Origin of the sequence: Qipengyuania marisflavi (assembly GCF_005884405.1) — a bacterium.
GTDB classification, from domain to species: Bacteria; Pseudomonadota; Alphaproteobacteria; order Sphingomonadales; family Sphingomonadaceae; genus Qipengyuania; species Qipengyuania marisflavi.
Genome location: NZ_VCAO01000003.1, coordinates 39,427 through 52,558, shown reverse-complemented (window position 1 = coordinate 52,558; position 13,132 = coordinate 39,427). Strand labels below are relative to the sequence as shown.

Genomic DNA, 13,132 nt, shown 5'->3' with positions numbered 1-13,132 from the left:
ATGACCTCCAATCGCCGCACCTTCGCGATCATCTCGCATCCCGACGCGGGTAAGACCACGCTGACTGAAAAGCTGTTGCTGCAGGGCGGCGCGATCCATCTTGCTGGCGAGGTTAAGGCGCGCGGGGCCGCGCGGCGGGCGCGTTCGGACTGGATGAAGATCGAACAGCAGCGCGGGATTTCGGTTACCAGCTCGGTCATGACGTTCGAGCGCGAAGGCATTACCTTCAACCTGCTCGACACGCCGGGGCATGAAGACTTTTCCGAAGACACCTATCGCACGCTGACGGCGGTCGATTCGGCAATCATGGTGATCGATGCGGCCAAAGGTATCGAGCCGCAGACGCGCAAATTGTTCGAGGTCTGCCGCCTGCGCAATGTCCCGATTATCACCTTCGTCAACAAGGTCGACCGCGAAGGCCGCCCGATTTTCGAGCTGCTGGACGAGATCGCGGATATGCTGGCGCTGGATGTCAGTCCGCAGATGTTCCCGGTGGGCATGGGCGGACAGTTCGAAGGCATCCTCGATTACGCAACCGGCGCCATCGCGCGCCCGGAAGGCCCCTCAAAGGAATTCCTGGGCACGCGCGACGCCGATGCGGTGCTGCCCGAACAATTCGCCGAAGAGGCCGAGCTGGCGCAGATCGGCTATCCCGAATTCGATCTGGAAGCTTACCGGAATGGCGATTTGACGCCGGTGTATTTCGGATCAGCGCTGAAGAATTTCGGTGTTACCGAGCTGATCGAAGCGATTGCCAAATACGCCCCCCCGCCGCGCCCTCAGCCCGCTGGCGAGGAGGTGATCAGCCCTGACCGTGACGAGGTCACCGGCTTCATCTTCAAGGTGCAGGCCAATATGGACCCCAACCACCGCGACCGGATTGCCTTTATGCGGCAGGTTTCGGGCACCTTCAAACGCGGCATGAAACTGACGCCCAGCGGTCTGGGCAAGCCGATCGCGATCCACTCTCCAATCCTGTTCTTCGCGCAGGACCGCGAGCTGGCAGACACTGCCGAGGCGGGCGATATCATCGGCATTCCCAACCACGGCACGCTGCGGGTGGGCGATACGCTGAGCGAGAAAAACCAGATCCGTTTCACCGGCCTGCCCAATTTCGCGCCGGAAATCCTGCGCCGCGTGGTGCTGGCCGATCCGACCAAGACCAAGCAATTGCGCAAGGCGCTCGACGATCTGAGCGAAGAGGGCGTGATCCAGGTGTTCTATCCCGAGATCGGCGGACAGTGGATCATCGGCGTGGTCGGCCAGTTGCAGCTTGAAGTGCTCGTGTCGCGGCTGGAGGCAGAATATAAGGTTGCCGCGCATCTCGAAGCCTCGCCTTACGCGACCGCCCGCTGGCTCAAGGGCGAGGAAAAGGCGCTCGACGAATTCGAGAAGTTCAACCGCGCCACACTGGCACGCGACCGCGATGGCGATCTGGTGTTTCTGGCCAAGAGCCCGTGGGATGTGACCTACCAGCAGGAAAAGAACCCCGAGCTGGCCTTCTCCGCCACCAAGGAGCGGTAGGCTTGCGGGCGGGCGCGGATTTGCGCATGGGGGCGCCATGATGCGCGCCGGACCGACTTCGCAGACCTTTATCTCGCAGCGGCTGAGGCTGCATTATCTCGATTGGGGCCAATTCGATGCAGAGGGGCGCGAGAAACCGCCGCTGGTTCTGGTCCACGGCGGGCGCGATCATGCGCGCAGCTGGGATTGGGTGGCAGAGCAGCTGCGCGAAGACTGGCATGTGGTGGCGATGGATCACCGCGGGCACGGTGACAGCGACTGGGTTAGCGATGGCAATTATCAGTCGAACGACATGGTCTATGATCTGGCGCAGCTGGTGCATCAGCTGGGCGTGGGGCCGGTCACGATTGTCAGCCATTCGATGGGCGGCAATGTGTCGCTGCGCTATGCCGGGACGTTTCCCGAGACGGTGCGCAAGATCGTGGCGATCGAAGGGCTTGGCCCCAGCCCGTCGCGGCAGGCGGAAGAACGCGCAGTACCCTATCCCCAGCGGCTGAACGAATGGATCGGCAAGAAACGCGCCGCATCGGGCCGCACTCCGCGCAAATATGCCAGCATCGAGGATGCCTTTGCGCGGATGATCGAGGAGAACAGTTACCTCACGCAGGCGCAGGCGCGGCATCTGACCATTCACGGCGTCAACCGCAATGAAGACGGCACCTTCAGCTGGAAATTTGACCCGCATCTCAACGTCTGGCCGGTCGAGGATATTGCGGATGAATTCCTTCATCAGACCTGGGGTGCGATTACGGCGCCGACGCTGCTGCTGTATGGCGCGGACAGCTGGGCATCGAACCCCGAGGGTGACGGGCGGCTGGATCATTTCGCCAACGCCCGCGTGGTGGAATTCGCCAGGGCCGGTCACTGGCTGCATCACGACCAGTTTGACCTGTTTATGAAAACGATTGGGGAATTTCTCTGATGGCCGACTTTTCCGATCAGCTCGATGCCAGGCACGTAGAGATGATCGGGAAGCAGCCGGTGTTTTTCGTGGCCACGGCGGCGGCGGATGCGCGGATCAACCTCAGCCCCAAGGGCTATGACGCTTTCCGCGTGCTTGCACCGGACAGGGTGGCGTATCTCGACCTTGGCGGATCGGGGAATGAAACCCATGCGCATCTGGCTGCCGATGGGCGGATCACGCTGATGTTCTGCAATTTTGACCGCCCGGCGCTGATTCTACGCATTTATGGCAAGGGGCGCGCGGTGTTGCCGCAGGATGCCGAATGGGCCGGCCTTGCAGAGCATTTCACGCTGCTACCGGGCACCAGGCAGATTTTCGATATCGCGGTTGAAAGCGTCCAGACCAGCTGCGGCTGGGGTGTGCCGTTCATGGAATATCGTGACGAGCGCGCGACTCTCAAGAAAGCCCATGCGCAATCCGATCCCGATGAGTGGGTCACAAAGATGGAAACGCGCGTCACCAGCATTGACGGTTTGCCAACCCGGCCCACCGACCGCTTCATTGGCGGCGATTGACACGGGTGCAACTCACATTCGCCAGTTACAATATTCACAAGGCCGTGGGCATGGACCGCCGCCGCGATCCCGAACGGATCATGGCAGTGCTGCACGAAATCGATGCCGATGTGATTGCTCTACAGGAAGCTGACCGGCGGATTGGCGAGCGGGCCAGCGTGCTTCCGCGCTCCGAGATTGATGATTCGCCCTGGCGTGTGGCGCAGCTGGCGAAGCGCCCGCGCAGTATCGGCTGGCATGGCAATGCGATTCTGGTGCGGCGGGAGTTTTTGGTGGGGGACTGCCATGCGGTCGATTTGCCCACGCTGGAGCCGCGCGGTGCCGCCTGCGCCGACATTGTCTGTCATGGCCAGCCGATCCGGGTGCTGGGCACGCATCTTGATCTGTCGGGACTGCGCCGGCGCGAGCAGATCCGCTCGCTGCTGGGGTTTGTCGATGGCTGCGACGGGGATTGCCCGACAATCATTATGGGCGATTTCAACCAATGGGGCCGCACCACCGGCGCGATGCGTGAATTTGCCGATGGCTGGCAATTGATCACACCGGGCAAAAGCTATCCCAGCCGCCAACCTGTGGCGCATCTCGACCGCATTGTCGCCTCGCCGCACTGGCATTGCCACGGCGCGCATGTGCACCACACGCGGCTGTCCGCGACCGCATCGGATCATCTTCCGGTCGTTGCTGAACTGGAAATGCGCACAAAATAAGCACGCGCCCAATTTTTGGGCAATATTCTTGCCTGACAGTGCGCTTGCACCGCTGACACCCCTCCTCTCGCACTTGGCACGGAAATTGCTGCAGGTGCGAAGGTCAGCATTCGGGACTGGCGCAGGAATAGGGGGCGTGCGTGAAATTCATCATCGCAGTCATCAAACCGTTCAAGCTCGACGAAGTGCGCGAAGCGCTCGGCGTCATTGGCGTGGCGGGCATGACCGTGTCCGAAGTCAAAGGCTTCGGCCGACAAAAAGGCCAGACAGAAATTTATCGCGGGGCTGAATATTCGACCAACATGCTGCCCAAGGTGAAGCTGGAAGTGGCGGTGCCTGATGATCTGGCGGCGCAGGCGGTCGAAACGATCCAGCAAGCCGCCAGCACGTCGGCCATCGGCGACGGCAAGATATTCGTGCTCGAACTGGCCGAAGTGACGCGCATCCGCACCGGTGAAACCGGCGACACCGCGCTGTGAGGCGCGCTTCGATGGACAAGAGGGATTCCACAATGTTTCGAACTTTCACACGCGTCGGCACCCGCGCAGGCGCCGCCAGCCTTGCGCTTTTCGCGCCCGCCGTAGCCTTGGCTCAGGATGCCGTCCCGGCTGCTGCCGATGCGGTGGTAGCCACTGTCGACAAGGGCGACACTGCATGGATGATGGTGGCAACCGTCTTGGTCATGGCCATGATCGTGCCCGGACTTGCGCTGTTTTACGGCGGTCTGGTCCGCACCAAGAATATGCTCTCGGTGCTCACCCAGATCATCGCGGTGGCCAGCCTGGCCATGATCATCTGGGTCACTTACGGCTACACGATGGCCTTTGGTGATGGCGGCAATGCTTTCATCTCCGGCTTCGGCAAAGCCTTCCTCAGCGGTGTGACCGCTGACAGCACCGTGGCAACCTTCACCGATGGGGTGGAGATCCCGGAATATGTCTTCATCGCTTTTCAGATGACCTTTGCCGCGATCACCGTGAGCCTGGTGGTCGGCGGACTGGTCGAGCGGCTGAAATTCAGCGCGCTGATGATCTTTGCAGCCGTGTGGCTGACCATCGTCTATTTCCCGGTCGCGCATATGGTGTGGGCGGGCAATGGCCTGTTGTTCAATTGGGAACCTGCCGCGCTGGACTTTGCGGGCGGCACGGTGGTCCACATCAATGCGGGTGTGTCCGCGCTGGTCGGGGCCATGCTGCTGGGGCCGCGTCTTGGTTATAAAAAGGACGTGATGGCCCCGCATTCGCTGGTCATGACGCTAATCGGCACCGGGCTGCTGTGGGTGGGCTGGTTCGGCTTTAATGCAGGCAGCGCGCTGGAGGCCAATGGTTCGGCCGGACTGGCGCTGATCAACACCTTTGTCGCCACCGCATCAGGCGTGCTGTTCTGGATGCTGACCGAGCGGGCACTGGGCCATAAGGGATCGCTGCTGGGGGCCTGTTCGGGTGCCATCGCCGGTCTGGTCGCAGTCACTCCGGCGGCGGGCAATGCGGGTCCGTTCGGCGCGATTGTGCTGGGCGCGGCTGCGGCGGTCATCTGCGCGCTGTTCGTGGTGTCGGTGAAGCCGAGACTGAAGCTGGACGATTCGCTGGATGCCTTTGGCATTCACGGGATCGGCGGTATCGTCGGCTCGATCGGCACGGCCTTCACTTATGCCCAGATTGCCGGTGATGATTACGATCTTGGCGCGCAGTTGCTGACGCAGGTGATCGCGGTCGCGATTGTAATTGTCTGGGCCGCCGCCGGTTCGTTCATCGCCTTCACCATCGCCCGGCTGGCCACTGGCCTGCGGGTTTCCGAAGAAGTTGAGCGCGAAGGTCTCGATCTGGGAGAGCATGGCGAGCGCGCTTACAATTATTGACCCAACCAGTTTGGCGGGGCCGCCAATTTTACTCTCTCCTCGGCGGCCCCGCCTCCCCATGTTCCACCTGCGAACACACCTTTTAAGGGCCGGATTCCATAGCGGGTCCGGCCCCTTTTTTGGCAAAGTGCGGTGTGGCAGGCAGGTGACACACTATATGAAATGACACAGTTCTTTCTGGTTCATGGATTGCCAGCCGCGTGATGAGGATTCACAATCGCGTTCCCTTGGCCGCACGGTCAGGGTGATCGAGGAGGAAACTATGACAAACGCTCCGACACTTTGCCGCTTTACCATCCGCGCCGCCCTGTTGGGTGCCAGCGCGATGGCGGTGACTGCAACCCCTGTCTTGGCACAGGAGGCCGATGCCGAAAGAGTCGACGAAAATGTCATTATCGTGACCGCGACCAAGCGCGATTCGACGATCCAGGACGTGCCTTTCTCGATCAATGCGCAGACTCAGGAAGACATTCAGAAATCGGGTGCCGGAACGCTAGAAGATCTGTCGCGCAATGTGGCGGGCCTGTCGGTACAGAACCTCGGCCCCGGCCAGAGCCAGGTGTCGGTACGCGGTGTGTCGGCGGGCCAGGTTGTGCGTGACCAGCCGGGCGTGAAGGAACAGGTTGGCGTCTATCTCGACGAATCTGTGATCTCGCTGTCGCTATTCACACCCGATCTTGACCTGTTCGATCTCAACCGGGTTGAGACGCTGCGCGGTCCGCAGGGCACGCTGTTCGGTTCAGGCTCTGTCGGCGGCACGATCCGTTACATCACCAATCAGCCGATCATGGGTGTGACCGAGGGTCTGGTCGAGGCCAATGTCAATCTCGTGGATGGCGATGATTTTGGCTATCACCTCAAAGGGGCAGTCAATGTCCCGCTCACCGGAAACGCGGCGATCCGCGCGGTTGGGTATTACACACAATATGGCGGCTTCATCAACGCGATCGGCCCGGCTGGCGGTGAAGATGTCAATGATGGCGAGCGTTATGGCGGCCGTATCGCGGTGCGGTTCGAGGCCAGCCCCGATGTCAGCATCACGCCGCGAATCATTTATCAGAAGGTCCGCAGCAACGGCTTCAATCGGCAGGACATCTACAATCTTTACGCCAACGATTTCACCACTACTCGCCCGCAGGTGAACTTCGACGAGCGCGAGCAATATCTGTTGTTGCGCGAAGGGTTCGAGGACGAAACCTGGATCGCCGATCTGGTGGTTGAGGCGGCGCTCGACAATATCGTCATTACCTCAGTAACATCCTATACCGACCGCGAAATCCTGGTGAGCCGCGATGCCAGCGCACTGACCGGTTCAGTCTCGGTCGATCTAGGCTATCCGAATGCGGGCGTGCTGTTGCCTTCCAATTTGCGCGATACCACCGATGTTCAATCATTGACGCAGGAACTGCGGTTCTCTTCGGACTATGACGGTCCGTTCCAATGGGTTCTCGGCGGATTTTATTCGGCCACCGACCGTTTCTATCGCCAGCGCCTGCCCACGCCGGGCTATGCGGCGGTGACAGATGCGACGTTGGGGGCCGGAACCTCGGCAGCGGTCGCTAATGGCTTTGACAACCTCAATTCGCCATACAACGCCGACTTGCCCTACAACATCAAGCAGATCGCAATTTTTGGCGAGGGCACTTACGCGCTCACCGATGCCTTCGATGTGACCGTGGGCCTGCGCTATTACGACTTCGTCGAAGAGCGCCGGTTTATTTCGGGCGGGTTGTTTGCCAATGGCGATAACCGCCGGGACAAGACGACATCAGACGGGTTCAGCCCGCGCGTTCTGCTCAGTTATGATATCAACGATTCTGTCACCCTCAATGCGCAGGCGTCGAAGGGCTTCCGGCTTGGCGGCGTGAACGATCCGCTTAACATTCGTCTCTGCGATGGCGGTGTTCCAGGTGGCCCCGATGCGGCGCTGTTTGGCTCGTTCCAGTCATATGATGACGAAACGCTGTGGAATTACGAAGTCGGCGCCAAGGCTAGTGGTCGCGGTTTCTACGCCAACGTCGCAGGCTTCTATAACGACATCAGCAATCTGCAGGTCACCTTGGATGCGGGCAGCTGTTCCTCGCGGATCGTCTTTAACGTGCCCGATGCGCATACGATGGGTTTGGAGGCCGAGTTTGGTTTCACTCCTGTTACCGGGCTTGATCTCAGCGTATCGGGAAGCCTGATTGAGGCCGAGTTTGACACCACGCTGCCCGGCGCGCTGACTACCGCCACGGGTATTCGTGAAGGCAATCGCCTGCCGTCGGTACCCAAGTTCCAGGTCTCGGCTTCGGGCAGCTATGAATTCCCCGTCGGCGATAGTGCGGATGCCTATATCTCGGCGACGTATAGCCATATCGGCACGCGCTATACGCAGCCTGCGGATCAGGAAAACAACCCGCGTACTTTCGTGCATGGCCTGCCGTTTGGCGGGGCTCCGGCCACGGCGGCGACTACGGTCGATCTGCTGCTGCCGTCCTATGATCTGGTCAATATGAGCGTGGGCGTAGACTTTGACAGCGGGCTGTCGCTGGTCGGCTATGTTAACAATCTGTTCGACGAGAACGCTCTGCTTAGTTTTGACCGTGAACGCGGCGGACGGGCGCGGCTGGCCTATAGCGTCAACACGCCGCGCACTTACGGGATCACTGTGCGCCAGAGCTTCTGACACGCCCTGGACGGGTCTGGAGGGGGGCGGGGCACGAGCTTCGGCCCCCTTCCTTTATCGCAGGAACACCAGCCCTAAAATCGCGGCAGACAGCAGCCACAACGCAATTACGAACACCGCGCCTGCGGTCGAGGTCGGGCGGTCGGCAAAGCGTGCTGCCTGCTCGCGGTAGGAGGCCATAAGTTCGGCAGGGATCAGTTTGATCACCAGCCAGATACCCAGCGGCACAATGATCAGATCGTCGAGCAAGCCCAGCACGGGAATGAAATCGGGGATCAGGTCGATCGGGCTGAGCGCATAGGCCGCCGTGGCCGCCGCCAGCAGCCGCGCCGCCATTGGCGTGCGCCGGTCGCGCGCAGCGATATACAGCGCGATCGCGTCGCGTTTGAGGGCTAGTGCCCACAGTTTCAGCTTATCCAGCAAGCGCCTCGGTCACAAAGCCCGCACAGCGTTCGCCGATCATGATGCTGGGGGCGTTGGTATTGCCCGAAACCAGCCGCGGCATGATGCTGGCATCAGCTACCCACAAACCGTCCACGCCGCGCACCTTGAGCCGGGGATCGACCACGCTGGCATCGTCGCTGCCCATGCGGCAGGTGCCGACCGGGTGGTAAATCGTGTCCGAAACCTCGCGAATGCGGGCCTCCAGCGCGGCATCGTCATCATAGTCGACAGGCGTCCGGTCGCGCGCGCCAAGATCGGACAGCGGCGGGGTCTGCGCAATCCGGTTCATCAGCCGCGCGCCTTCCTTCAGCAAGTCCATATCGCGCTGGTCGGACAGGAAATTGGGATTGATGGCAGGCGCAGCGGCGGGGTCCGCGCTGGCCAGTTTGACCCAGCCGCGACTTTCAGGCCGCAGCACGCATGCATGGAGCGAGAACCCACGTTCCGCCACCTTGTCGCGGCCGTGGTTCTGGATGATCGCGCGGATGAAGTGATATTGGATATCGGGCGCGGGGGCATTCTTGCCCAGTGTCACAAAGCCGCCGCTTTCGGCATAATTGGTGGTCAGCATCCCGGTGCGGTGACGGCGATGCTCGACAAAGGCTTGCGCAACACGGAGCACGGTTTTCAGCGAGCCGCCAAACAGCGATGGATCATCCAGATCATAGCCGACGATATAATCGCAATGGTCCTGCAGGTCGTCGCCCACGGCAGGCTTATCGATCAGGCATTCGATGCCGTGTTCCTGCAATTGCCCGCGGGGGCCGATGCCCGACAGCATCAGGATTTGCGGCGATCCGAAGGCTCCCGCTGACAGCACCACGCCGCCGCGCGCGCGCAGCGTCTCCACCTTTTTGCCGCGCCGTACCTGCACACCCACCGCGCGCCCGGCCTCGATGATGATCTTTTCCACCAGCGCATCGGTCCGCAGGTGCAAATTCTCGCGCCCTTCATTGGGATGCACGAAAGCGCGCGCGGAAGACCAGCGCTCGCCATTGTTCTGGGTTACCTGATACAGGCCGAAGCCCTCTTGGCGCGGGCCGTTGAAGTCATCGTTCAGCGGCAGCTGGAGCCGTCCTGCCGCCTCGACAAAAGCTTCGCCCACTGCGCTTGGCGACACTTGCTCGCGCACATGCAGCGGCCCGCCGACACCATGAAAGGCATCGGCCCCGCGCTGGTTATCTTCTGCCCGTTTGAACACCGGCAGCACATCGTCCCAAGCCCAGCCCGTGCAGCCCAGCGCAGCCCAATTGTCATAATCCCAGGAATTGCCGCGAATATAGACCATGCCATTGGTTGCGCTCGATCCGCCCAATCCGCGCCCCCGCGGCTGGAAGCCGACACGCCCGCCAAGTCCCTCCATCGGTTCGGTATCGAATTCATAGAGGCTTTTCTTCGGCATCATCGCCAGCAGGCCCGGTGTGCGGGTGAACATATGTTCGTTGCGCCCGCCAGCCTCCAGCAAACACACGCTCTTGCCCGCTTCCGCCAGCCGTCCTGCAGCCGCGCTGCCCGCGCTGCCGCTGCCGACCACGATTACGTCGAACTCATCCATTGCAATTCCTCTCCGCGCGAGAGGTTTAGGCAGACCTGCGGGATGCTGCAATCGCGTTCTTGTTTGCAACTGGATCTGGGGAGGGCGACTCCCCGCCTTGCCGGGCCAGCCATTTGGCGCGGATCTGGTCGCTGGTTTCACGGCTGCCATCGTGGGTCCAGCCCGGCGCGCGCAGCAGATAGGACAGCTTGTGCCGCCACGGCGCGCGCCGCATGTCCTGTGCAATACCGACCCATTCGTGGAACACCGCCCACACCAGATTGAAGCTGCCCAGCTGCTTGACGATGCCATAACGGATCGTCTCGTCATCTCTCTCAGGCTCGAACGTGCCGAACACTCTGTCCCAGACGATGAAAACCCCGGCGTAATTGCGGTCGAGATAGCGCGGGTTGGTCGCGTGGTGCACGCGGTGGTGGCTGGGGGTGTTCATCACCGCTTCGAACCAGCGGGGCATCCGTCCGATAGCCTCGGTATGGATCCAGAACTGATACACCAGATTGAAGCCCGCGCAGATCGCGATCATCACGGGGTGAAACCCCAACAACACCAGCGGCAGCTTGAAGACAAAACCCAATGTCAGGAAACCCGTCCAGCTTTGGCGCAGCGCGGTCGACAGATTGTAATGCTGGCTGGAGTGATGATTGACGTGGCTCGCCCAGAACCAGCGCACGCGGTGGCCAAAGCGGTGCACCCAGTAATAGGCCAGATCGTCGAGCACGAAGCACAGGCCCCACGCCCACCACACCCACGGCACGTCGAACATCCGGAACTGCCACAGCCACAGAAACAGCGCCAGAAACGCGCCGCCCGAAATCAGGCCCGCAACCGTGCTGCCCAGGCCGAAGCCCAGACTGGTCAGCGTGTCCCTGGATTCGTAAGCCGACGGGCGCTTCTTCCACGCCCACGCCATCTCGATCAGCACGAGGGCGACAAAACCGGGCACGGCCAGTTCGGTGGGAGAAAAATCGGGCATGACTGTCAGCCTTCTATCGCCGCAATCGCCTGCATCCAAGCTGAAGCATCTGTCAGCGCCAGCCGGTGGCTGCCAAACCGCCGTTCGCCGCTGTCGACGATCAGCGCCTCACCATCCAGTTGCGCACTGGCGGCGGGGCCGAGCAGCCGCCCGGCGAAATGCGTGCCATGCGGGCGAAGCAGCAGGATCTGGCCGCTGGCATCACGCAGCAAGGCGCCGCGCCCGTCCTTGTCCAACGACACTGCCACCGGATCAAACCCGTCCACGGCTTCATTGGCGGCAATGCGCGCCTCGGCATCGCTGGTCAGCGTGCGTTCGGGGCCAAGCTTCAGCCACCAGACAATGCCGCCCACCACCAGAACGGCGGCCAGCGAGGCAAGGAACTGCAGCAGGGCGGGCGGAACTGTCATCGCGGCTGCGGGGATTGGCACGGCGACACTAATCCGGCAAGCAGGTGCGACCAGGGAGGGAACCCATGATCCGTATTACCAGCATCCGTGCCGCCAATATCGCCGCGCTCCTCGCGCTCGCGCCCACCACTCTTGCCGCCCAGACTGCCGATCCCGCCAGCGATCTTCTGGCCGAAGCTGCGGCGCAGGATGACCGGACCGAGCGGGTGGCCAAACAGATCTGGGACTATGCCGAGCTGGGCTATCTTGAAACGCAGTCGAGCGGGCTGCTGCAGGACGAACTGACCAAGGAAGGCTTTCGCCTGACCCCCGGCGTTGCCAACATCCCGACTGCGTTTGTTGCCGAATGGGGCAGCGGCGGTCCGGTGATCGCGATCCTGGCTGAATTCGATGCCTTGCCGGGGATTTCGCAATCGACCTCTGCCACCCGCAACCAGCTGGCGGACAAACACGCCGGCCATGCCTGCGGGCACAACCTGTTTGGCGCAGGGTCGCTGTCGGCGGCCATTGCCGTGCGGCGCTGGCTGGAGAAGAGCGGCACGCCGGGACGCATCCGGCTGTACGGTACACCTGCGGAAGAAGGCGGCTCGGGCAAGGTCTATATGGCGCGCGCGGGTCTGTTCGACGATGTCGATGTCGCGCTGCACTGGCACGCCGATGACGAAAACAGCGCGGCGGCGCGCACCAGTCTGGCCAATCGGTCTGCCAAGTTCCGGTTTCGCGGGATTTCCGCCCACGCCGCCGGGGCCCCCGAACGCGGCCGCTCGGCACTGGACGGGGTGGAGGCCATGAACATGATGGTCAATATGATGCGCGAGCACACCAGCATGGACTCGCGCATCCATTATGTGATCACAGAAGGCGGTGCTGCGCCCAATGTGGTGCCCGATTTCGCCGAGGTGTTCTATTACGTCCGCCATTCCGAGGCCGACGAAGTGCGTGCCCTGTGGACCCGTCTGGAGGCCACCGCCAAGGGTGCGGCGCTGGGCACCGGGACCGAAGTGGAATGGGAGATTATCCACGGCAACAATCCGCTGCTGGTAAACGAAACGCTGGCGCGGGTGATGGAGGAGAAGCTGCGCCGGGTTGGCGGGGTGGAATATACCGCCGAAGAACGCGCCTGGGCAGCGACGATTTCCGAAAGCTTTGGCGACAATGCCAAGCCGCTGGACAGCGCCGCGCAGATCCAGCCGTATGAGAAGTCGCTTGGCTATGGCTCCACCGATGTCGGCGATGTGTCGTGGGCCACGCCGACAGTCGGGCTGCGCACCGCAACCTGGGTGCCGGGCACCAGCGCGCACAGCTGGCAGGCGGTGGCGGCCAGCGGGTCGTCGATCGGCTTCAAGGGAGCGCAAGCAGCGTCCCGGACGCTGACGCTGATGGCAGCAGAGCTGTTCACCAATCCAGAATTGCGCGCTGCGGCCCGGGCCGAATTTGATGCTGCCCGGGGTGCGGACTATAAATATGTCTCGCTGCTGGGTGACCGCGATCCGCCGCTGGATTTCCGCAAATGA

The 13,132-nt window shown here is 61.9% G+C and carries 12 protein-coding genes; 8 read left to right on the top strand and 4 right to left on the bottom strand.

The window, feature by feature from the left end; translation table 11 throughout:
- From FEV51_RS07205 to FEV51_RS07175, 7 genes are all read left to right on the top strand, one after another.
- Window positions 1-1,524 carry a peptide chain release factor 3 gene (locus FEV51_RS07205; RefSeq protein ID WP_138617413.1) on the top strand — a complete coding sequence of 508 codons (1,524 nt, stop codon included), beginning with the start codon at window positions 1-3 and terminating at the stop codon, window positions 1,522-1,524.
- A gap of 37 nt (window positions 1,525-1,561) precedes the next feature.
- A complete protein-coding gene (locus tag FEV51_RS07200) occupies window positions 1,562-2,446 on the top strand; it encodes an alpha/beta fold hydrolase (protein WP_138617411.1) in 885 nt (294 codons plus the stop codon).
- On the top strand, window positions 2,446-3,003 hold the full coding sequence (locus tag FEV51_RS07195) for a pyridoxamine 5'-phosphate oxidase family protein (protein ID WP_138617409.1): 558 nt from the start codon (window positions 2,446-2,448) through the stop codon (window positions 3,001-3,003). The genes FEV51_RS07200 and FEV51_RS07195 overlap by 1 nt, the downstream gene beginning before the upstream one ends.
- Window positions 3,004-3,008: 5 nt before the next feature.
- On the top strand, window positions 3,009-3,710 hold the full coding sequence (locus FEV51_RS07190; protein WP_138617407.1) for an endonuclease/exonuclease/phosphatase family protein: 702 nt from the start codon (window positions 3,009-3,011) through the stop codon (window positions 3,708-3,710).
- Window positions 3,711-3,850: 140 nt separating this feature from the next.
- Window positions 3,851-4,189, top strand: coding sequence for a P-II family nitrogen regulator (locus FEV51_RS07185; protein WP_138617405.1), 339 nt, complete (start codon window positions 3,851-3,853; stop codon window positions 4,187-4,189).
- Between the two features lie 32 nt (window positions 4,190-4,221).
- Window positions 4,222-5,568 (top strand): ammonium transporter, encoded by a 1,347-nt coding sequence (locus FEV51_RS07180; RefSeq protein WP_138617403.1) that lies wholly within the window; start codon window positions 4,222-4,224, stop codon window positions 5,566-5,568.
- A gap of 262 nt (window positions 5,569-5,830) precedes the next feature.
- Complete coding sequence (locus tag FEV51_RS07175) at window positions 5,831-8,236, top strand: TonB-dependent receptor (protein WP_138617401.1); 2,406 nt, start codon at window positions 5,831-5,833, stop codon at window positions 8,234-8,236.
- Window positions 8,237-8,290: 54 nt separating this feature from the next.
- Here FEV51_RS07175 and FEV51_RS07170 read toward each other — a convergent pair whose 3' ends face one another.
- From FEV51_RS07170 to FEV51_RS07155, 4 genes are read right to left on the bottom strand one after another with little or no spacing between them, the layout of a single operon-like run.
- On the bottom strand, window positions 8,291-8,659 hold the full coding sequence (locus FEV51_RS07170; RefSeq protein WP_222927443.1) for a YkvA family protein: 369 nt from the start codon (window positions 8,657-8,659) through the stop codon (window positions 8,291-8,293).
- Window positions 8,649-10,235, bottom strand: a complete 1,587-nt coding sequence (locus FEV51_RS07165; RefSeq protein ID WP_138617399.1) for a GMC family oxidoreductase — start codon at window positions 10,233-10,235, stop codon at window positions 8,649-8,651. The genes FEV51_RS07170 and FEV51_RS07165 overlap by 11 nt, the downstream gene beginning before the upstream one ends.
- Before the next feature lie 25 nt (window positions 10,236-10,260).
- Complete coding sequence (locus tag FEV51_RS07160) at window positions 10,261-11,208, bottom strand: sterol desaturase family protein (RefSeq protein ID WP_138617397.1); 948 nt, start codon at window positions 11,206-11,208, stop codon at window positions 10,261-10,263.
- Window positions 11,209-11,213: 5 nt separating this feature from the next.
- Window positions 11,214-11,618 (bottom strand): hypothetical protein, encoded by a 405-nt coding sequence (locus FEV51_RS07155; protein WP_138617395.1) that lies wholly within the window; start codon window positions 11,616-11,618, stop codon window positions 11,214-11,216.
- A gap of 65 nt (window positions 11,619-11,683) precedes the next feature.
- Between FEV51_RS07155 and FEV51_RS07150 the strand changes: the two genes are divergently transcribed.
- Window positions 11,684-13,132 carry an amidohydrolase gene (locus tag FEV51_RS07150; RefSeq protein ID WP_138617393.1) on the top strand — a complete coding sequence of 483 codons (1,449 nt, stop codon included), beginning with the start codon at window positions 11,684-11,686 and terminating at the stop codon, window positions 13,130-13,132.